The sequence below is a fragment of the Stenotrophomonas sp. YJH_SMC_53 genome (assembly GCF_059369995.1).
The window spans coordinates 120,465-140,415 of sequence record NZ_JCAFTF010000001.1 but is presented as its reverse complement, the minus strand read 5'-3'; the positions used below and the strand labels follow the sequence as shown (position 1 = coordinate 140,415).

The 19,951-nt window shown below is 67.8% G+C and carries 16 protein-coding genes; 10 read left to right on the top strand and 6 right to left on the bottom strand.

Annotated elements, in window-relative coordinates:
- Window positions 1–43 precede the first annotated feature (43 nt).
- Window positions 44–1,204 (top strand): serine hydrolase domain-containing protein, encoded by a 1,161-nt coding sequence (locus tag AC5P7X_RS00655; protein ID WP_206619964.1) that lies wholly within the window; start codon window positions 44–46, stop codon window positions 1,202–1,204.
- Between the two features lie 71 nt (window positions 1,205–1,275).
- On the opposite strand, the gene AC5P7X_RS00650 is transcribed toward AC5P7X_RS00655, so the two are convergent.
- From AC5P7X_RS00650 to AC5P7X_RS00640, 3 genes are all read right to left on the bottom strand, one after another.
- Window positions 1,276–1,887, bottom strand: coding sequence for a DUF6445 family protein (locus AC5P7X_RS00650; RefSeq protein ID WP_061478148.1), 612 nt, complete (start codon window positions 1,885–1,887; stop codon window positions 1,276–1,278).
- 136 nt (window positions 1,888–2,023) lie between these two features.
- Entirely contained in the window at window positions 2,024–3,673 is a 1,650-nt protein-coding gene (groL, locus tag AC5P7X_RS00645) for a chaperonin GroEL (RefSeq protein WP_005411226.1), read from the bottom strand.
- An 81-nt stretch (window positions 3,674–3,754) separates the two neighbouring features.
- Window positions 3,755–4,042: a co-chaperone GroES gene (locus tag AC5P7X_RS00640; RefSeq protein WP_005411227.1), complete on the bottom strand. Its 288-nt coding sequence runs from the start codon at window positions 4,040–4,042 to the stop codon at window positions 3,755–3,757.
- Between the two features lie 312 nt (window positions 4,043–4,354).
- Between AC5P7X_RS00640 and AC5P7X_RS00635 the strand changes: the two genes are divergently transcribed.
- From AC5P7X_RS00635 to AC5P7X_RS00615, 5 genes are all read left to right on the top strand, one after another.
- On the top strand, window positions 4,355–6,145 hold the full coding sequence (locus AC5P7X_RS00635; RefSeq protein WP_206619963.1) for an endonuclease: 1,791 nt from the start codon (window positions 4,355–4,357) through the stop codon (window positions 6,143–6,145).
- Window positions 6,146–6,213: 68 nt separating this feature from the next.
- Window positions 6,214–6,552, top strand: coding sequence for a divalent-cation tolerance protein CutA (gene cutA / locus AC5P7X_RS00630; protein WP_005419675.1), 339 nt, complete (start codon window positions 6,214–6,216; stop codon window positions 6,550–6,552).
- Window positions 6,549–8,930: a protein-disulfide reductase DsbD family protein gene (locus AC5P7X_RS00625; protein WP_070489951.1), complete on the top strand. Its 2,382-nt coding sequence runs from the start codon at window positions 6,549–6,551 to the stop codon at window positions 8,928–8,930. The genes cutA and AC5P7X_RS00625 overlap by 4 nt, the downstream gene beginning before the upstream one ends.
- Window positions 8,927–9,490, top strand: coding sequence for a TlpA family protein disulfide reductase (locus AC5P7X_RS00620; RefSeq protein WP_329842912.1), 564 nt, complete (start codon window positions 8,927–8,929; stop codon window positions 9,488–9,490). The genes AC5P7X_RS00625 and AC5P7X_RS00620 overlap by 4 nt, the downstream gene beginning before the upstream one ends.
- 638 nt (window positions 9,491–10,128) lie before the next feature.
- A complete protein-coding gene (locus AC5P7X_RS00615; RefSeq protein WP_346607360.1) occupies window positions 10,129–12,651 on the top strand; it encodes a PepSY domain-containing protein in 2,523 nt (840 codons plus the stop codon).
- A 92-nt stretch (window positions 12,652–12,743) separates the two neighbouring features.
- On the opposite strand, the gene AC5P7X_RS00610 is transcribed toward AC5P7X_RS00615, so the two are convergent.
- The gene (locus tag AC5P7X_RS00610; protein ID WP_171957590.1) at window positions 12,744–15,284 is read right to left on the bottom strand and encodes a methyl-accepting chemotaxis protein; all 2,541 of its coding nucleotides are present in this window, start codon (window positions 15,282–15,284) and stop codon (window positions 12,744–12,746) included.
- A 202-nt stretch (window positions 15,285–15,486) separates the two neighbouring features.
- On the opposite strand from AC5P7X_RS00610, the gene AC5P7X_RS00605 reads away from it, so the two are divergent.
- On the top strand, window positions 15,487–16,326 hold the full coding sequence (locus tag AC5P7X_RS00605) for an arylamine N-acetyltransferase family protein (protein WP_206619959.1): 840 nt from the start codon (window positions 15,487–15,489) through the stop codon (window positions 16,324–16,326).
- Between the two features lie 272 nt (window positions 16,327–16,598).
- On the top strand, window positions 16,599–17,324 hold the full coding sequence (locus AC5P7X_RS00600; RefSeq protein ID WP_495214322.1) for an ABC transporter substrate-binding protein: 726 nt from the start codon (window positions 16,599–16,601) through the stop codon (window positions 17,322–17,324).
- On the opposite strand, the gene AC5P7X_RS00595 is transcribed toward AC5P7X_RS00600, so the two are convergent.
- Window positions 17,308–18,219: a LysR substrate-binding domain-containing protein gene (locus AC5P7X_RS00595; RefSeq protein ID WP_329842916.1), complete on the bottom strand. Its 912-nt coding sequence runs from the start codon at window positions 18,217–18,219 to the stop codon at window positions 17,308–17,310. The genes AC5P7X_RS00600 and AC5P7X_RS00595 overlap by 17 nt on opposite strands.
- A 98-nt stretch (window positions 18,220–18,317) precedes the next feature.
- Here AC5P7X_RS00595 and AC5P7X_RS00590 point away from each other — a divergent pair, with 98 nt between their 5' ends.
- The gene (locus AC5P7X_RS00590) at window positions 18,318–18,461 is read left to right on the top strand and encodes a hypothetical protein (RefSeq protein WP_005419683.1); all 144 of its coding nucleotides are present in this window, start codon (window positions 18,318–18,320) and stop codon (window positions 18,459–18,461) included.
- 7 nt (window positions 18,462–18,468) lie between these two features.
- Here the strand turns inward: AC5P7X_RS00590 and AC5P7X_RS00585 are convergent, their stop codons facing one another.
- Window positions 18,469–19,035: a GIY-YIG nuclease family protein gene (locus AC5P7X_RS00585; RefSeq protein WP_329842918.1), complete on the bottom strand. Its 567-nt coding sequence runs from the start codon at window positions 19,033–19,035 to the stop codon at window positions 18,469–18,471.
- 133 nt (window positions 19,036–19,168) lie between these two features.
- Between AC5P7X_RS00585 and AC5P7X_RS00580 the strand changes: the two genes are divergently transcribed.
- Window positions 19,169–19,951 (top strand): D-alanyl-D-alanine carboxypeptidase family protein, encoded by a 783-nt coding sequence (locus AC5P7X_RS00580; RefSeq protein WP_053498258.1) that lies wholly within the window; start codon window positions 19,169–19,171, stop codon window positions 19,949–19,951.

The window sequence follows — 19,951 nt, the reverse complement described above, 5'->3', positions numbered from 1 at the left end:
GGCAGGCGTAGCATCGCGCCACGTCCTGCCAGGAGTTCCACGCATGCGCCGTGCTGTCCTGCTGTTGCTGACGCTGCTCCCGCCGGCCGTGCTGGCCGCGCCGCCGCTACCCTCGCCCGCGCGCATCGATGCCGAAGCACAGCGGCTGATGCAGGCGGCGCATGCGCGCGGGATGGCGCTGGCGGTGATCGATGGCGGCAAGGTGGTACACGTGGCCGCCTACGGCGAACGCAACGCCGCAGGCGAGCCGCTGCGCACCGATACCGTGATGTACGCCGCCTCGCTGACCAAGATGGCGTTCGGCCACCTGGTCGCACAGCTTGCCCAGGACGCACGGATCGAGCTGGACGCCAGCATCGCCACGGCGCTGGACAAGCCGCTGCCGGACTACCCGCCAGAGCCGAAGAAGTACGCCGACTACAGCGTACTGGCCGATGATGCGCGCTGGCGCCAGCTCACTCCGCGCCTGCTGCTCAACCATTCCAGTGGCTTTGCCAACTTCGGGTTCCTGGAACCCGATGGCCGCCTGAAGTTCCACTTCGATCCGGGCAGTCGTTATGGGTATTCCGGCGAAGGGCTGATCCTGTTGCAGTTCGTGATCGAGCGTGGACGGCTTGGCCAGGACGTGGGTGCATTGATGCAGCGGCAGGTATTCGACCGCTTCGGCATGGTCCGCACCAGCATGATGTGGCGTGAGGATTTCGCCGCCAACCTGGCCGATGGCTGGACGGCGGAAGGCACGGCCGAGCCGCACGATGAACGCAGCCGCGTGCGTGCGGCCGGTTCGATGGATACCACCATCGCCGACATGGCGCGCTTCGCCGCCGGCTATGTCCGCGGCGATGGGCTGTCGCCTGCAATGCGCAGGGAACTGGTGCGGCCGCAGCTGCCGATCACCACCGCCAGCCAGTTCCCCACGTTGCAGCCAGAGCTGCCCGTGGCGCAGCAACGCAAGGATCTGGCTGCGGGCCTGGGCGTGGTGACGTTCCGCGGCCCGCAGGGCGCGGGCTTCTACAAGGGTGGCCACGACGATGCGGTCGGCAACACGCTGGTGTGCATCGAACGTTACAGACGCTGCGTGGTGATTCTGGGCAACGATGTACGGGCGGAAGCTGCGTTCCCGGCACTGGTGGCATTCGTACTGGGCGATACCGGCGTGCCGTGGCAGTGGGAATATGGCGCGGCGAAGGTATTCGTCGAATGAGGGTGCGATGACGCCTGCATGGCGAACGCGGCTGGGAGGGGAGCATCCACGCCATGCGTGGATGGCACTCCTCAGCGCGCCTGCTCGAAGAACATCAGGTACACCAGCCGGCCATTCTCCGGTCGATCACCGAACGCTGGCCCGGCGGTGTGCCAGAACCAGGGCCGCAGCAGCACCAGCCGGTTGAAGCGCATCGGAATGCGCATGGTCATTTCCCACTGGCTGTCGTCGTTGCTGTCGCGCTCGATGATGTCGCGATGCATGTCGCCGCCGTTGGCGTAGCCCAATGCGGCCAGCTCCGCCGCATCCAGGGCCATGCGTTCGGTGCCGGTACGACGGTGGCGGAAGAACTCGGTGCCGCCCTCGCAGTGCTCCGGTGCACTCAGGTAGAGAATGCCCGACCAGTGCGAGTGGTCGGCGTGTACCTTGGCGCGGCCGATGTCGCCGGCAAGGGTAAGGCGGAACTTGCCGTGCGACTGCAGGGGGTTGACCGGCCGCAGCGGTTCGTTGACCAGTCGCGAGACCGCGCCGGACAGTCCCTCCAACTCCAGCCGCTGCTGTGAATTGCGGCCGGGGAATGCGCCCTCCTGGACGGGATAGTCCAGGCCCAGTGCCGCCTGGCGCAACCCCTGCGCATCGGCGGGAGAAAGGAAGTCGTCAACGACGATGAACGAGGTAGGCATGGTCACCGAGCGTAGCATGCACTGCGGCGACGGCAACCGGGCAACAAAAAACCCCGCCTTGCGGCGGGGTTCTTCCTTACATCACATCGGGAAGGCGTGCCGACCGAGGCCGGCGACGACCGCCGGAGGCGTGGACTTAGAAGTCCATGCCGCCCATGCCACCCATGCCACCCATGCCACCAGCGCCGCCCATGGCCGGCTCGTCCTTCTTCGGAGCTTCGGCAACCATGGCTTCGGTGGTGATCATCAGGCCGGCGATCGAGGCCGCGTTCTGCAGCGCCGAACGGGTCACCTTGGTCGGGTCCAGGATGCCGAACTGCAGCATGTCGCCGAACTCGCCGGTGGCCGCGTTGTAGCCGAAGCTGCCGGTGCCTTCCTTCACCTTGTTGATGATGACCGACGGCTCGTCGCCAGCGTTGGCCACGATCTCGCGCAGCGGGGCTTCCATCGCACGCAGGGCGATCTGGATGCCGTGGTTCTGGTCTTCGTTGGCACCCTTCAGGCCGGCCAGCGCGGTGATCGCGCGGACCAGGGCAACGCCGCCGCCCGGGACCACGCCTTCTTCAACGGCTGCACGGGTGGCGTGCAGGGCGTCGTCGACGCGATCCTTCTTTTCCTTCATTTCGATTTCGGTCGAGGCGCCGACCTTGATCACGGCAACGCCGCCGGCCAGCTTGGCCACGCGTTCCTGCAGCTTCTCGCGATCGTAATCCGAGGAGGTGTCCTGGATCTGGGTCTTGATCTGCGCCACGCGTGCATCAACGTTGGCCTTGTCGCCGACGCCGTCGATGATGGTGGTGTTCTCCTTGGAGACCTGCACCTTCTTGGCGCGGCCCAGGTCCTTGATGGTGGCCTTTTCCAGCGACAGGCCGACTTCCTCGGAGATCACGGTGCCACCGGTCAGCACGGCCATGTCTTCCAGCATCGCCTTGCGGCGGTCGCCGAAGCCGGGGGCCTTGACGGCCACGACCTTGACGATGCCACGGATGGTGTTGACCACCAGGGTCGCCAGCGCTTCGCCTTCGACTTCTTCAGCGACGATCAGCAGCGGCTTGCCGGCCTTGGCGACGCCTTCCAGCACCGGCAGCAGGTCACGGACGTTGGAGATCTTCTTGTCGTGCAGCAGGATGAACGGATCATCCAGGTCAGCGGTCTGCGACTGCTGGTTGTTGATGAAGTACGGCGACAGGTAGCCGCGGTCGAACTGCATGCCCTTGACCACGTCCAGCTCGTTGTCCAGGCCCGAGCCTTCTTCAACGGTGATGACGCCTTCCTTGCCGACTTCCTTCATCGCGTCAGCAATGATCTGGCCGATCGACTCATCCGAGTTGGCCGAGATGGTACCGACCTGGGCAATCGCCTTGTCGTCGGCGGTCGGCTTGGAGATGTTCTTCAGCTCGGCGACGGCAGCCGAAACGGCCTTGTCGATACCGCGCTTGAGGTCCATCGGGTTCATGCCCGCGGCAACGGCCTTGGCGCCTTCGCGGATCAGGGCCTGGGCCAGCACGGTGGCGGTGGTGGTGCCGTCGCCGGCATCGTCGTTGGTGCGCGACGCAACTTCCTTCACCATCTGCGCGCCCATGTTCTCGAACTTGTCAGCCAGTTCGATTTCCTTGGCGACGGAGACGCCGTCCTTGGTGATGGTCGGGGCGCCGAAGCTCTTTTCCAGCACGACGTTGCGGCCCTTCGGGCCCAGGGTGGCCTTGACGGCATTGGCGAGAACATTGACGCCGCGCACCATGCGCGAACGGGCGTCTTCACCGAAACGAATATCCTTGGCAGCCATTGCATTTACCTCATTGGTAGCGCCGGACGAGGCCCGGCGGCTGGGAGTTTGGGATCAGGTTGAAACAGGTCGCGCCGAGGCTCAGCCGATGACGGCGAGCACGTCGTCTTCGCGCAGGACCTTGTATTCGACGCCTTCGCTCTTGTACGAGCTGCCGGCGTACTGGCCGTAGATGACCTTGTCGCCGACCTTCAGCGACGGCGCGCGCACGTTGCCGTTGTCCAGCGGCTTGCCCGGGCCGACGGCCACGACCTCACCCTTGGTGGACTTTTCCTTGGCCGAGTCGGGGATGACGATGCCACCGGCGGAGATTTCGTCGGCTTCGATCGGCTTGACCACAACGCGGTCGTGCAGCGGCTTGATGCTCATAGGAGACCTCTTAAGTGATTGATTGGTCTAAAAAAGTCCGGCGATGTTAGCACTCGCCCCAGGCGAGTGCCAGAACCGCACGTGAAGAAACCCGACAACGTCGGGAGCAGGGCAGAGATGGAGCCCCGCCGTCCCCTTTCAAGGGCGGAATGAAAAAAATTTTTCCGCCCGCGCGCGTCGGCCAAGGCGTCGGTCCTGGACAATTTCGGTGACAAGCGTCGCACTGTCAGATATCTGACGTTCATTTACGACAAAGTGTCACTGGATCGGCCTTAGGCTCGGTCAGGCATTCCCAATCACAAGGAGTAGTCGATGCGATTGCTGTCCCCGCTTGCCGCCGCCTGCCTGCTGGCGCTGGCCGCCGCGCCGGCCCAGGCCGAGGTCTTCATCAACGAACTGCACTACGACGACAGCACCGCCGCCGGTGACGTCGGCGAAGCGATCGAGGTCGTAGCCACTGCCGGTGAGGACCTGTCCGGCTACCGCCTGTACCTCTACAACGGCAGCAATCCGTCGGCCGCCACCGTCTATGCCAACACCCCGGTCCCGGCCGGCACCGCCGCCGGCTGCGGCAGCGCCACCATCGCCGTGGTCAACTACCCGACCAACGGCCTCCAGAATGGTCCGAACGACGGCATCGCCCTGGTCGATGCCAGCGGCAAGGTGGTCCAGTTCCTCAGCTACGAGGGTGCCATCACCGCCTCCGGCGGCCCTGCCGCGGGCATGACCAGCCAGAACATCCCGGTGGCCGAAAGCAACAGCACCGCGCCGGGCACCTCGCTGCAGCTGACCGGCAGCGGCAGCCAGTACGCCCACTTCACCTGGGCCGAATCGGCCGGCCAGACGTTCGGCAGCTGCAACAACGGCCAGACCTTCAGCGGCGGTGGCACGCCCGGCCCCAACACGCCGCCGTCAGTCTCCACCACCACCCCGGCGCAGGGCAGCAGCACCTTCCCCGCTGCCGCCGACCTGGAAGTGGTGTTCAGCGAGACGGTGAACCTGGCCAGTGGCGCCTTCGCCCTGAGCTGCGGCACCTCCGGCAGCGTGCCGCTGACCTTCCCGGCCAGCGGCCGCAGCGTGAAGCTGTCCACCAATACCGCGCTGGTGGCCGGTGAAGCCTGCCGCTTCGACATCCGCGCCGCGCGCATCACCGACCTGCAGGGCGCGCATCCGGCCGCCGACAGCCGCATCGCCTTCACCGTGGCCAGCACCGGCGGCAATCCGGACCCGGGCAACCCGGGCGTGCCGGCCGGCTACTACTCCAGGGTCAACACCAGCAGCCCCAGCCAGCTGCGCTGCTCGCTGCACGCCACCATCAAGGGCCACACCGCCTACCCGTACAGCGGCTCGGGCACCAGCACCTGGACCATCCTGGAAATCGCCGACGAGGATCCGAACAACCCGAACCGCATCCTCGATGCCTACCGCAACCGCAGCTACGCCAAGGTCAGTGATCGTGCGGGCACCGGCAGCGGCCTGACCTACAACCGCGAGCACACCTGGCCGAACTCGCTGGGCTTTGCCACCACCACCGGTGACAAGGGCCTGCCCTACGCGCCGTACACCGACACCCACATGCTGTACCTGACCGACGCGCAGTGGAACGCCGACCGTGGCAACAAGCCGTTCGCCAAGTGCGATGCCAGCTGCGGCGAGCGTGCCACCGAAGCCAACAATGGGCAGGGCGGCGGCAGCGGTGGCTACCCGGGCAATTCCAACTGGGTGCGCACGCCGGACGGCAACACCGGCACCTTCGAGGTGTGGGGCAAGCGCAAGGGCGACATGGCGCGTGCGGTGATGTACATGGCGATCCGCTATGAGGGTGGCAAGGATGCGGCCACCGGTCAGTCCGAGCCGGACCTGGAGCTGACCGACGACCGCAGCAAGATCGTCAAGACCAGCAGTTCGCCGGCCTACATGGGCCTGCTGTCGACGCTGATCGACTGGCACCTGTCCGATCCGCCGGATGATGCCGAGCGTGCCCGCAATGACGTGGTCTACAGCTTCCAGGGCAATCGCAACCCCTTCATCGATCACCCCGAGTGGGCCACCCCGGCCCTGTTCACCTCGGCCAAGCCAGCCACCTGCCAGCTGGCCAACTGACCGCGCAACGCTGCGGTCCACTGCCGCCGCCGGGCCCAGACCCGGCGGCGGCCCTATACTCGACGGTCATGCCGACCGTCGATCCCGTCCTGCTGCTGTTGACCACCTGCCCGGACCGGGCCAGTGCCGAGCGCATCGCGCACGCGCTGGTCGGCGAGCGCCTGGCCGCGTGCGTGACCCGCCTTGATGGCGCGCAGTCCACCTACCGCTGGCAGGGCGAGGTGACCACCGATGCCGAGCTGCAGCTGCTGGTAAAGACCACCGCGAGCCGCGTCGATGACGCAATCGCCCGGATCGTCGAACTGCATCCGTATGAACTCCCGGAGTGCATCGCGGTCGAAACCCGGGCCGGCCTGCCGGCATATCTGGACTGGATCCGGGCACAGACCCGGGAGGACACTGATTGAAGACTCTGTTTGCGCGTGGCGCTGCCTTGTGCGCCCTGTTGTGGCTCTCGCTGCCCGCCTTGGCCCTGGATGAGAAGGACCTGCTGCCGGTGGACCAGGCGTTCGCGCTGACCGCCACTGCCCCCGAACGGGGCCAGGTGCAACTGCAGTTCAAGATCGCACCGGGCTACTACCTGTATCGCCACCGCACCAGCGTCAAGGCGGATCCGGCCTTCAATGCCGGCACGCTGCAGATGCCCAAGGGTGACAGGCACCACGATGATTTCTTCGGCGAGGTCGAAACCTATCGCGAGCGCCTGCAGGCCACCCTGCCCGGCACGCCGACCGACGCCGCCGGCACCATCAGCCTGGAAGTACGCTATCAGGGCTGCGCCGATGCCGGCGTCTGCTACCCACCGCAGAAGCGCGTGGTGCAGGTCACCCTGCCGGGTGCCGGTGCGGCGGCCGCGGTGCCTGCCGCGCGTACCGGTGCCGCCAGTCCGTTCAACAACCCGCTGGCCGGTGCCGGCAACAGCGGTGGCCTGCGCCTGCCGGGCGCGGCCAACAACAGCCAGGCGCTGCCGCTGCCGTCGGAACAGGCGTTCGGCTTCGATGCCATCGCCAGCGACGGCAACACCCTGCTGCTGCGCTTCAGCCCGGCACCCGGCTACTACCTGTACCGCGACCGCACTTCGCTGAAGCTGGAAGGCAGCGCCGGCGTGCTCGCCGACAAGCCGCGCTGGCCGGCCGCGCAGTCGCATCGCGACGAGCACTTCGGCGATGTCTCGGTGTACTTCAACCAGGTGGAAGTGCCGCTGCCGCTGCGCCGCACCGTTACTGATGCGGTCGACAGCACCCTGGTGGTGACCTTCCAGGGCTGCCAGACCGATGGTATCTGCTACCCGCCGATGACCCGTCGGGTGAAGCTGTCGATTCCGGCCGGCAAGCTCAACGCCGGCACCGGCCAGGCGCCAGTGCGCGAGGAAGCAGTCAATGCGCTGGGCGCTGCCGGCGCGCCGCGTGAATCCGCCAATGGCGTACCGCTGCGCCTGCTGCCGACCGTACCCAACGACGGCAACACCGCTCCCGCCGCCAGCGGCAGTGAGGGCGCGCGCAATGAGTTCGCCGCCGATGCGCGCGATGGCAACGCCCTGCGCACGCGTCCGCCGGCGACCACCCCGAACCCGGACCGATCATTCGTCTGGGTGCTGCTGCTGGCGCTGGCCGGTGGCCTGGTACTGAACCTGATGCCCTGCGTGCTGCCGATCCTGTCGCTGAAGGTGCTGAGCCTGGCGCAGAGCGGCGAGAGCCCCGAGCGCGCGCGCAGCCATGCCCTCTGGTACACGTTGGGCGTGCTGGTCGCGTTCGCGGGGATCGGCGCGCTGATGGTAGGCCTGCGTGCGATCGGCAACGCCGTCGGCATCGGCTTCCAGCTGCAGCACCCGGGCGTGGTGGCGGCGCTGGCCTACATCATGTTCGCGGTGGGCCTGAGCCTGTCCGGCGTGTTCACCCTCGGCGGCGGCATCGGCAATCTTGGCCAGTCGCTGGCCAGCCGCAGCGGCCCGGCCGGTGACTTCTTCACCGGTGCGCTGGCCTGCGTGGTCGGCAGTGCCTGCGTCGGCCCGTTCATGGGCGGTGCGATCGCCTACGCCTTCATTGCCCCGCCGCTGAAGGCGATGACCGTGTTCCTGTTCCTCGGCCTGGGCCTGGCGCTGCCGTTCCTGCTGATCGGCTTCGTGCCAGCGCTGGCACGCCGCCTGCCCAAGCCCGGCCCGTGGATGGAAACGCTCAAGCACGTGCTGGCCTTCCCGATGTACGCCACTGCGCTGTGGCTGCTGTGGGTGCTGGGCAAGCAGCGCGGCGTGGACGGCATGGCGCTGGTGCTGGGTGGCCTACTGCTGTTCGCGTTCGGCCTGTGGCTGTTTGAACGCAACCGCTGGACCGGCTCGCGTGCGGTGACCCTGCTCGGCGTGCTGCTGGCGATCGGTGCGCTGGTTCCGGCCTGGGGCGTGACCCAGCTTGCACCGCCGGCGAGGGCAGCACAGGCCGCCAGCGACAACGTGGTCGAGTATTCGCCGCAGCTGCTGGACCGCCTGCGCGCCGACAACCGCGTGGTGTTCGTCAACATGACCGCCGACTGGTGCGTGAGCTGCAAGGCCAACGAACGTGCGGTGCTGTCACGGCCGGAGTTCAAGGAACTGCTCAAGCGCACCAATGCGGTGTACATGCGCGGTGACTACACCAACGTCGACCCGCAGATCACCACGTTCCTGGAAGAGCACAAGGCGGTTGGCGTACCACTGTACGTGGTGTACGGCCCCGGCGCGCCGCCGACCGTGCTGCCGACCCTGCTGACCCAGGCGGTGGTCGAGGAAGCGCTGCTGCGCACCGCACGATGAAGTGGCAACGGCCAGCGCTGCTGTGGACAGCGGTGCTGGCCGCCGGCCTCGGCCTGTGGGCCGGGCATCGGCTGTCACCCGGCACATCAGCACCTGCCGCGCCAGCAACGGCTTCCAGGGCGAAGGCCGTGAAGCCCACGCTGCAGGTGGGTGATCAGTTGCCTGCGCTGACACTGCCGGACCTGGCGGGTCAGCCATTGGTCCTGCGCGATCACTTCGCCAGCCGGCCGCTGCTGATCAACGTCTGGGCCAGCTGGTGTGCGCCCTGCGTGGAAGAGATGCCAGAACTGGCGCGCTTCGCCGATGCCCAGGGCGACAACGGTGTGCAGGTGCTGGGCCTGGCGCTGGACACCACGGACGACGTGCGCGGTTTCCTGCAGCAGGTGCCGGTGGACTACCCGATCGTGATCGAGACACCGGGCCCGCGCGATGCCAGCGTGCAGCTGGGCAATACACAGGGGCTGCTGCCCTACAGCGTGCTGTTCGATGCGCAGGGGCGGCTGGTGAAGGCAAAGCTGGGACCGTTCGCCCACGGCGAGATCGACAGCTGGGTGAAGTGAGGGTTCGGCAGGGCTGCGCCCTGCACCTGCCGAGGCCACCGCAACGGCCAGAGCCAAAGCGGATTTCCGTGGGATGGCGGGGCGGTGCGGCTGTGCAGGACACGCCGTAAACCCATCCATGGGGGCTCGTTGGCGCCATCCATGGCGCCAACGGTCCTGCCCAGCCACACCGCCCCGCCTCCGACAGATTCCGGCGGCTGTTGGTAGGTGTCGACCTTGGTCGACACATCTGTCAGATATCGATATTCAGAACGGAATCAGACCCCGTGCCGACCAACGGTCGGCACCCACCAAAGCAGAACGCCGTTCCGACAGATCGCAGGAAACTGTCGAAGGCGGGTTGGGTCCGGTTGAGGGGGTGTCCGCGGCATGGATGCCGTGACCAAGGCTACAGGGACGTACTTGCGCCGTCCCCCGCAACCGGACCCACCCCGCCTCCTCACAGGAAACCCGCTGTTGCTTCGGCTGTTGCTTCTGAGGTTGCCGGCCAGCGGCCGGCACTACCGCGGGTGCCGGGTGCCGCCCGGCCGGTACCTCCAGCTTGACCGCAGCCGGGGCGCCACGGAGAATTACGCGACTAATTCTCATTTGCTGTTGCGCAGGATGCGGGCGGCAGCCTCCCGGGCCCCTCTCCTTCGATGTTCAAGAACGTCCTGTTCCAACTGCATTGGCTGCTGGGCATTACCGCCGGTGCCGTCCTGGCCGTGATGGGCCTCAGCGGCGCCGTGCTGTCCTTCGAGGACGAGCTGCTGCGCGCCGCCAATCCCGGCTTTGCCGAGATCGCCGAGCACCATGCCGACGGACAGCATCCCCTTGCACTCAGTGAACTGGTGCCGCTGCTCCAGGCCGGCAGCGAACGCCCCCTGCAACGCCTGCGTATCGATGCCACCGGACAGCGGCCGTCGGTCGCGCGCTTTGCCGGCGGCAAGGACCACTGGGTGTACTTCGACCCGTACAGCGGTGAGCGCTTCAGCGCCCTGCGCGGCCAGGCGTTCTTCGACTTCGTCGAGGACCTGCATCGCCACCTTGCCGCGGGCGAACGCGGCAAGTGGATCACCGGCAGCTGTGCCATCGCCCTGCTGTTCTTCACCCTGTCCGGCCTCTACCTGCGCTGGCCACGACGCTGGTGGCACTGGCGCAGCTGGCTGGCAGTGGAGTGGAAACGCAGCGGGCGCGGCTTCCTGTGGAGCCTGCACTCGGTAATCGGCACCTGGGTGCTGCTGATCTACCTGATGAGTGCGCTGACCGGCCTGTGGTGGTCGTTCGACGGGTATCGCAGCGCGGCCAGCACGCTGCTGGGCGTCCCACCGGCGGCCAAGCACCAGGTTGCCACCGATGCATCGCTGGACCTGCACCGCATTGAAGCCACGCTGTACGCGCTGCCGGGCGTGCGCGCCGGCTTCATTGACCTGCGCCTGCCGGAGAAGCCCGGGCAGGCGCTGAACGTGCGGGTGATGGCCGGTGATCCGTCGCAGCGCGGCGGCCACCACGATCGTGCGCATGACCTGCTGCAGCTCGATCCGGCCAGCGGTGCGGTTCTCGATGCCCGCCCGTACGCACGCCAGGGCGCGGGCGGACAGCTGGCCACCAGCGTGTTCGCGCTGCATTCGGGCAGCTACTTCGGTGTACCCGGGCGCGTGGTGGTGATGCTCAGCAGCCTGGGCATGAGCCTGTTCTTCATCACCGGCTGGATGCTGTACCTGGACCGCCGCCGCAGCCAGCGTGCCGCGCGCGGGCTGCGCCAGGCGCTAACGATGCCGGCCAGCGACGCCGGCAACGCAGCGTGGCTGGTGGTGCATGCCAGCCAGAGCGGACTGGGCGAACAGCTGGCGTGGCGCGCGGCGGCCCAGCTGCAGGCGGCCGGCCATGCGGTGCAGGTGCTGCCGCTGGCGCGCATCGATGCCGCGCTCCTGCTGCGTGCATCGAGCGCGCTGTTCGTGCTGAGCACCTTCGGCGACGGCGAGCCGCCCGACGCCGCACGGCGCGCAGCGCGGCAGTTGCTTGCACAAGCGCTGGACCTTTCGGGCCTGCAGTTCGGCCTGCTCGCGCTGGGTGACCGCCAGTACCCGCACTACTGCGGCTTCGGCCGCCGGGTCGATGGCTGGTTGATCGGAAACGGCGCGCGTGCACTGTTCGAGCGCGTCGACGTCGATGCCGCCTCGGTCCCCGCGCTGCGCCGGTGGCAGCAGGAGCTGGGTGCGCTCACCGGCATCGTCACCGATGACAGCGTGCTGCCTGCGGCTACGCAGATGCATGAGTGGCGCCTGCTCGGCCGCGACCGCCTCAACCCTGGCAGCGTCGGTGGAGCGATCTGGCGTATCCGTCTTGCCGCACCGGCCGACGTGCAGTGGCAGGCGGGTGACATCCTGCACATCGCGCCCCGCCACAATGCGCAGCATGCCGGTGCCGTGTTGAAGGCGCATGGGCTGGATCCGCTGCTGCCCTTGCTGGTCGATGGCCATCCGCGCACGCTGCTGGCGCTGGCCAGCGAACGCGAGCTGCCCGAGGCCGATGCCGCGCTGGCAGTGCAGGATGCCTGCCTGTGGCTGGCCGGGCAGCCGCTGCTGCCCAGCCGCGAGTATTCGATCGCCTCCTGCACGGATGATGGCGTGGTGGAGCTGGTGGTGCGGCTGGTGCATGACGCCTCCGGTCGAGCCGGGCTGGGCTCGGGCTGGCTGTCGTTGCATGCGCCGATCGGTGCCGGCATCGTCGCCCGCGTGCATCGCAACCCCGGTTTCCATCGTGTCATTGGCGCGCCGATGGTGCTGATCGGCAACGGCACCGGCATCGCCGGCCTGCGCAGCCTGTTGCGCGAAGCCGCCCGTGCAGGCGAACACGGGCACTGGCTGTTGTTCGGCGAGCGCCAGCGTGCACACGATTTCCTGTTCGCCGACGAGATCGAAGCGTGGCAGGCCGATGGCCATCTCGCGCGGGTGGACCTGGCGTTCTCGCGCGATGGCGACGGCGGTTATGTGCAGGATCGCCTGCAGGCGGCCACCGGAACGCTGCGCGACTGGATGCGGCGCGGCGCGGTGATCCATGTCTGTGGGTCGTTGCAGGGCATGGCCGAGGGCGTGGACCAGGTGCTGCGAACGGCGCTGGGCGATGAAGCGGTGGAAATGCTGCTGGAAAACGGGCGCTACCGCCGCGACGTGTATTGATTCCTGCCGCCGAACGCTGGTGTGAGCCGAGCATGGGCTCGGCTCTACAGTGTTCCTGCAGCCGATGTAGCGCCGAGCCTACGCTCGGCTGACTAGGCCGCGGCGGCGCGCGCCTGCGGCATCGACCGCAACCGGAACGCGCCCACCGCGTCGGCCAGGGCACGCACCTGGACCTGCATCTGCGCCGTGGAGGCACCGGCCTCTTCCACCAGGCTGGCGTTGCGTTGGGTACTGGCTTCCATCTGCACGATGGTCTGGTTCACCTGTGCGATGCCGGCATGCTGGTCCTGCGACGCACTGCGGATACCCGCCAGCAGCTCGGCCAGCTGCTGCACGCTGCCGACGATCTCGCCCATCGTGGTGCCGGCCTGTTCGGCCTGCTGGTTGCCCTCTCCCACACGCGCCACCGAATCCTCGATCAGGCCCTTGATCTGCTTGGCCGCCTCTGCGCTGCGTTGTGCAAGCAGGCGCACTTCCGCGGCTACCACGGCGAAACTGCGGCCCTGCTCACCGGCACGGGCCGCTTCCACCGCCGCATTCAGCGCCAGGATGTTGGTCTGGAAGGCGATGCCGTCGATCAGCTGGGTAATGTCGCCGATCCGCCGCGATGCCGCGCTGATGCCCTGCATGGTCGCCACCACCTGGCCGACAGCCTCGCCGCCGCGCTGCGCCACCGCAGCCGCTCCCTTGACCAGCGCGTCGGCACGGCCTGCGGCATCAGCATTGCGACCGACCGTATCGGTCAGTTCGTGCATGGAAGCGGCGGTCTCTTCCAGGTTGGCGGCCTGCTGCTCGGTGCGCTGTGACAGATCTTGATGACCGGCAACGATCTCGCCAACGCCGGTATCGAGACTGGAGGTGGCGTGCTGGATGCGGGTGACGATGTGGCCCAGCTGTGCGACCGTCGCGTTGGCATCATCGCGCATGCGCGCGAACACGCCCTGCAGCTCACCCTCCATGCGCACGCTGAGGTCACCACGGGCCAGCGCAGCCAGCAATGCCTGCAGGTCGCCGAGGTTGGTTTCAAACGTCGCCAGCAGGCGGTTGATGCTGGTCGACAACGTGCGCACGAAGCCCTGCTTGCCCTCCAGCGCGATGCGACCGTGCAGGTCGCCGTGTGCTGCAGCATCGACCAGGGCAGCGACCTCGGTTTCCAGCAGGGTCTCCAGCGCACGACTGCGCCATTCCACCGCTACGCCGAGGAATTGCCCTTCATCGATGACGGGGTTGGCAATCAGCTGGTAACGCGTGCCGGCATGGCCGATCTCGCGCTCTTCGCGCTGGCGCACGCCGGCCAGGCTGGCCAACGCCGGATGCAGGCGTACCGCGTCGCTGCCCACCAGCGCTTCGTTCCGCAGGTCAAGCAGCTGCAGCAATGCCGGGTTGGCGTAGGCGACCTGCCCTTCCGCATCGATCACCATCAAACCGGTCTGTGCACTGTCCAATGCCTGGCGCACCCGGGTGTTGCCGCGCGCCACGGCACGCTCGGTCTCGATACGCGCGCGCAGGCGCTGCTGCATGTCGACCAGGCGCTGCGCCAGCTGGCCGATCTCGTCGTTGGCGTTGTAGACGCGCAGGGTGGTGTCCAAGCAGTCGTCAGCGATGTCGCTGGCGAAGCGCAGGGTGTCCTGGATCGGCTGGCGCACCGCACGCAGCACCAGGACCAGACTGGTGATCAGCACGCCGGCCACCAGCAGCAGGGTCAGTGCGAACAGCACGCTCATGGTGCGCGCGCCGGCCTGCTGGCGTGCCTGCGCCCCGGCCAGCGCCGCCACCTGTGCCTGCTGGAATGCGGCCAGCGCAGGCGCTACGCGCGCGGCGGTATCCAGCAGCGACTGCGCTTCCACATCCAAGCCGACGCGGGCCGCGGTATACCCCAGCAATGCGGCCTGATACGCATCCATCCCGGTGCGCAGGGTGACCTGCGCATCCGCGGGCAGGCCCGCCAGCGCGAGATCGAACGGCAGCTTTTCTTCGCTGGCGCGATCGGCGTGGGTGGAATCACCGTCGAGCAGCAGCAGGGCCTCCTGTCGCCGCATCTTCTGCAGGGACAACGCCAGCGCATCCCGCTGCTGCGCATCCACCTGCCCCTGCAGCGTGTCTGCAGCCTGTTGCAGCTGCGCGGCGAGGCCGGCCTCACCACGGCCCATCTCGTCGACCCGTTCGAACAGGGCGGCAACACCCTGCGAGAACGCGTCTGCAGCTTCGGTCAGCGCCTGCAGGGCCTTGCGCCGGCCGGCATCCATCGGCATCGTGCGCAGCGCCTGCAGATCGTCCTGCAGCGCCTTTTGCGTGGCCAGCAGCTGCGCGCGGTCGGCATCATCGAAACTGCGTCCATACTGGATCTGCAGGCGACGCGCTTCGGCCACCCGCGTGGCCAGGCGCGCGGCCAGATCACTGCCGCGCTGGTAGCTGGCCTGGCTGCGCGCAGCCTGCGTGCTGGCATGCCCGGTCCAGGCATAGGCGGCGGCAATTGCGACCAGTCCCAGGCCACAGACCCACAAGGTCGCCTTGAGCTTGTTGGCTACGCTCAGCCGATGCGGTTGCAGCCACAGCAGCAGACCGGAGGACGCCGGGCGCAGCGCCGCAAGCCGCGTGCGCAGGGACCGGAGGTGGGGGACAACGGCCGACATGACAGACTCCAGGCAGAAGGACGCCCCTGTATCGGCCGGATTCAAGGCAACTTTAGAACTTTCGTTGTCCTGGCCCAGCGGTGACGGGCGGACGCGGCCTTTGTACCGGGTGCAGGCGACGCTGGCGTGACACGACCAGCGCCCTTGACCTCAACCCCGGTTGGGGGAGCACAGTGGACCTCCCCTCCCGCCCGGTGCCGCCATGACGACGCTCGATGTCCCCCGCTACCTGCAGCGCCTGCAGCTGGATGCCCCGCCACCGCTGACGCTGGCCGGCCTGACCCTGCTGCAGCAGCGCCACAACGCAGTGCTGCCGTTCGAGACCCTCAGCTGCCTGCTGCGCGATGCGGTACCGATCGACCTGGACAGCGTGCAGCGCAAGCTGCTCGACGACCGTCGTGGCGGCTACTGCTTCGAACTCAACGGCGGCCTGCTGGCGCTGCTGCAGGCGCTGGGCTTCGATGCACAGCCATTGAGCGCGCGCGTGCTGCTGGCTGCCCAGGACGGCGAACTGACCGCACGGACCCACCTGCTGCTGCGCGTGCAGGTGGACGGCGATGACTGGCTGGTGGATGCCGGTTTCGGCAGCCTGACCCCGACCGTGCCGCTGCGGCTGCATGATCCGCAGCCGCACGCCACGCCGCACGAACGCTATCTGCTGCAGCGGCTGCCCGGCGAGGGGGATTTCGTGCTGTCCGCCGAATCCGGTGACGGCTGGCGGGCGATGTACCGTTTCGACCTGCACGTGCCGGCACCGATCGACAACGTGGTGGGCAACTGGTACGTGTGCACCCATCCCGACTCCAGCTTCCCTGGCCAGCTGCGCGCGTCGCTGACCGGGCCGGACTGGCGACGCACCATCGGCAGCGGCAACTACACCGAGTACCGCCCCGGCCAGGCACCGGACAAGCGTCCGCTGCACGATGTTGCCGACGTGCGCGACGTGCTGCAGCAAGGCTTCGGCATGCAGCTGCCGGACGACCCGCGGCTCGATCCGGCGATCAACGACTGGCTGCAGCGCTCACGCGCCGCGACCTTGTAGAGCCGAGCCCATGCTCGGCTGAGCTTGGGCGGCTGGGCCAACAGCAGCCGGGCGTGGGCTCGGCTCTACAGAGCTGCGTGCGCCTGCAACGCAATGCGGTTGCCTTCACTGTCGCAGATCTCGGCCACGCGCCAGGCTCACCTCCAAGTCCATACCGACACCTGCGGCCTCGTCGGCAAACGGAAGGTAGGCCATCCTGCAGTCGTGCAGCATGACACCCCTTGCAGGGCAGTGCTGGCATGCTGGCTGCCCCTTTCCTCGCGGAGTCCTGCATGTCCCTGGCCGAACACCAAAGTGCGCTCGCACCGCAGGGTTTCCTGCGCGTGGCGATCAACCTGGGCAACCCGGTGCTGGCGCAGGGCGATGCGCACTCACCGCGCGGACCGTCGGTGGAGCTGGCCACGACATTGGCGCAGCGCCTGGGTGTGCAGGCACGCTTCACCTGTCACGATGCCGCAGCCTCGGTGGTCGCTGCGGCAGGCGAAGACGGCTGGGATCTGGCCTTCCTGGCCATCGATCCGGCACGCGCCGACCGCATCGCCTTCAGTGCTCCGTACGTGGAGATCGAAGGCACCTATCTGGTGCGCGAGGACAGTCCCGCGCAGCAGGTGACCGACCTCGACCGCGAGGGGCTGCGCATCGCGGTGGGCCGCGGTGCAGCCTACGACCTGTTTCTCAGCCGCGAACTGCGCCACGCCACGATCGAACGGGCCGAGACGTCGGCGGCTGCGATCACCCTGTTCGATCTGCAGCGCCTGGATGCCGCCGCCGGCGTGCGCCAGCCGCTGCAAGCATGGGCGCGGGCGCATCCCGGCCACCGCGTGCTGGCCGACCGTTTCACCGCGATCCAGCAGGCGGTGGCGGCGCCGGCATCGCGCCCCGCCGACGCGCTGCAGGCGCTGCAGGCGCTGTTCAAGGAAGTGCAGGCGATCAAGGCCGGCTCGCTGCTGGAGGAGGCGTTCGCGCGTGGCGGGCAGGCGGTCACGCTGGTGCGATGAGTGTAGCGTCCGCCGTGTGCCGCACGTGTTCGGCAGCCTGCGCGTGCAGCCAGTCGCGGAAGGCAAGAAAGCCGCGGTGGCGGGCCGAACGCTGCGGGTAGACCAGCCAATGCGGCCAGGCGGTTTTCAGGCGCAGGTTGGACAGCGCAACCAGTTGGCCGGAATCCAGCAACAAGCGCGCCCGCGTCACCCGCCCCAGCGCCACGCCCACCCCGTCAAGCGCCGCACGGTGGTGTGCCTCCGAATCATCCAGCACCGCTACGAAGCGCGACGGCGGGGTCTGCCCGCTCAACGCGAACCAGGCCCCCCACGCACCATCGGGGTCCCCCAGCAGTGGCCACTGGTTCAGTGGCACCCGGTCGATCCCTCCCATGCGTTCGATCAGCGCCGGGCTCGCCATCGGCAGCAGCCACTCGTCGAACAGCGGCTCAACCACCAGGCCCGGCCACTGCCCGCTGCCCAGCCGCAGCGCGGCGTCGAACTGGCGCTGGCGCTCGAAATCAATCAGGCGCTCACTCGACTGCAGGTTGATCTCGATCTGTGGGTGCTCAGCCACGAAGTGACCCAAGCGCGGCACCAGCCACGCCGACGCCATCGACGGCACCGCACTGATCGTCAGCACGTGCTCGGCGCGGGCCGCATAGGGCTGGAAAGCTTCGTTGATCGCATCCAGATGCGGGCCGACCTGGTCGAGCAGGCGCTGCCCCTCCAGGGTGAGGGCGACGCCACGCGGTTGGCGGACCAGCAGTGGCTGCCCGAGCCGCTCTTCCAGCTGACGCATCTGATGGCTGAGCGCACTGACGGTCAGATTCATCGACGCCGCTGCCCGTGACAGGTTGCCCAGCCGCGCGGCGGCCACGAAACCCTGCAGGGCATGAAGGGGCGGACGGGACATCAGGCTTGAATTCCTCTCAAGGCATGCTTGCGGAAATATCGCTTTTTGCGCTTCCATGCTGCCCGTATCGTGCAATCCACTCAAGTGGAGGCACGCTCATGAACATCTTCGGCAGCCTGTTGTTCCTGCACGGCCATGTGGCCAACGCCGAGCTGGCACGCCAGCTGGCCAGCCCGTCCACCGCCTCCCCTGCGTGCGCGGCGCAACCGGCCGCGCCGGTTCAGCAGCCGGGGACCCGTTGAACGCGGCTCAACCTGTGTACCAGCGTTGGACGTATTCAGGCAGACAGGGCATTGGATCGATATCCAGTGCCCGGCAACCGTCGAGCGTGTCACGCAGCACGCCCTCACCGGGGCCACCGGGAATCCGCAGGCCTTCTTCTTCCGGAAGCTGCACCACAGCCCAGTCGTGCAGCCGGTCCATGCGCAGGCGTAGCGCCGCCTGCAGCCATGCCTTCAGCGGGTAACAGCGATAGCCTTGTTCACCCAACGCAGCAATTGCCAGCGACAAGGCCTGGTTGGCACCACGTACCCATTCAGTACGACCCCCAGCCTTGTGCTGGATCGTCATCGGTGCCGGTGCGCGGTGCGCCTTGAACGGCGAACGCAGCTGCAGCTCCAGATCACGTGCATCGCGCTCGCCCTCCGCTTCCACCATCGCACCGGCATCGAGGTCGAAGAACTCGAACCATCGCCGATGCAATGCGCTGATGCGTCCGAGCGGATCACGTGAAAAGCCGATCTTCGCGTAGTCCTCCCACGCACACGGGAAGACGTAGGTGAAGACACGACCGTCGATGCGGATATCCGATTGCATGTGCGCAGGCTGCCTCGACCCCAGCCCGGGCGCAACCGGGCGTTGCCGTGGACGCTGCAGCGCTCCGGCAGTGCGGCTTCGTGCAGCCGGCAAGAACTATTCTTGCTGACCGTCGCTGCCATCTCCGCCCGCCATGCCGTCTGCTGCGCCCGCCCCCCTACCGATTTCGTCCATCACCCTGGAAGCGGCAACCTCCGCGGTGATCCACCAGCACAACGCTGAAGCCGCGCGGCAACCGGCATCGCTGACCAAGCTGATGACCGCCTATGCCGCCTATGCGTGCGTCGAAGAGAACGGACGCTCGTGGGACGACCCGGTCACCATCGCCGCCGACGATGTGCATGCCGTGGCCGATGATGAAACGCGCATGGGCCTGGTGCCCGGCGAGACAATCACTCTGGCACGCCTGCTGGAAGGGTTGATGGTGGTTTCCGGCAATGACGCTGCATTGGCGATCGCGCGTCACCTGGACGGATCGCAGGCCGCATTCCTGGAACGCATGAACCGGCACGCACGCCAGCTCGGGCTGCGCAGCACCTGGTTTGCCAGCGTGTCCGGCATCACCACACCGCACCATGTCTCCAGCGCGCGCGACATGGCGGTGCTGGCCGCCCGCCTGTTGAACGACCATCCGCAGATCCTGGCGATCACCGCGCAGCGCGCGTTCGCCCATGGCAGCTTCAACCGCAGCAACCAGAACGCCCTGCTCGGCGAAGACGGCGTGGACGGCTTGAAGACCGGCTACACCCAGGCCGCAGGCTTCTGCCTGGCCGCCACCGCGTGCCGGCCAGTACCCGGGCGGGACCAGCCGGTACGGCTGATCACCGTGGTGCTGGGCTCTGCAAGCCGCGACGCGCGCGACGCACTGGTGCGCGACCAGCTGGCCGCGGGATTCGCCGCCCTGGCCGGCGGCTGA

What these genes read in the sequence shown, in the direction of transcription:
- AC5P7X_RS00655 (WP_206619964.1), top strand. Translation starts at nt 44, where the DNA reads ATGCGCCGTGCTGTCCTGCTGTTGCTGACGCTGCTCCCGCCGGCCGTG.
- AC5P7X_RS00650 (WP_061478148.1), bottom strand. Translation starts at nt 1,887, where the DNA reads ATGCCTACCTCGTTCATCGTCGTTGACGACTTCCTTTCTCCCGCCGAT.
- groL (WP_005411226.1), bottom strand. Translation starts at nt 3,673, where the DNA reads ATGGCTGCCAAGGATATTCGTTTCGGTGAAGACGCCCGTTCGCGCATG.
- AC5P7X_RS00640 (WP_005411227.1), bottom strand. Translation starts at nt 4,042, where the DNA reads ATGAGCATCAAGCCGCTGCACGACCGCGTTGTGGTCAAGCCGATCGAA.
- AC5P7X_RS00635 (WP_206619963.1), top strand. Translation starts at nt 4,355, where the DNA reads ATGCGATTGCTGTCCCCGCTTGCCGCCGCCTGCCTGCTGGCGCTGGCC.
- cutA (WP_005419675.1), top strand. Translation starts at nt 6,214, where the DNA reads ATGCCGACCGTCGATCCCGTCCTGCTGCTGTTGACCACCTGCCCGGAC.
- AC5P7X_RS00620 (WP_329842912.1), top strand. Translation starts at nt 8,927, where the DNA reads ATGAAGTGGCAACGGCCAGCGCTGCTGTGGACAGCGGTGCTGGCCGCC.
- AC5P7X_RS00615 (WP_346607360.1), top strand. Translation starts at nt 10,129, where the DNA reads ATGTTCAAGAACGTCCTGTTCCAACTGCATTGGCTGCTGGGCATTACC.
- AC5P7X_RS00610 (WP_171957590.1), bottom strand. Translation starts at nt 15,284, where the DNA reads ATGTCGGCCGTTGTCCCCCACCTCCGGTCCCTGCGCACGCGGCTTGCG.
- AC5P7X_RS00605 (WP_206619959.1), top strand. Translation starts at nt 15,487, where the DNA reads ATGACGACGCTCGATGTCCCCCGCTACCTGCAGCGCCTGCAGCTGGAT.
- AC5P7X_RS00600 (WP_495214322.1), top strand. Translation starts at nt 16,599, where the DNA reads ATGTCCCTGGCCGAACACCAAAGTGCGCTCGCACCGCAGGGTTTCCTG.
- AC5P7X_RS00595 (WP_329842916.1), bottom strand. Translation starts at nt 18,219, where the DNA reads ATGTCCCGTCCGCCCCTTCATGCCCTGCAGGGTTTCGTGGCCGCCGCG.
- AC5P7X_RS00590 (WP_005419683.1), top strand. Translation starts at nt 18,318, where the DNA reads ATGAACATCTTCGGCAGCCTGTTGTTCCTGCACGGCCATGTGGCCAAC.
- AC5P7X_RS00585 (WP_329842918.1), bottom strand. Translation starts at nt 19,035, where the DNA reads ATGCAATCGGATATCCGCATCGACGGTCGTGTCTTCACCTACGTCTTC.
- AC5P7X_RS00580 (WP_053498258.1), top strand. Translation starts at nt 19,169, where the DNA reads ATGCCGTCTGCTGCGCCCGCCCCCCTACCGATTTCGTCCATCACCCTG.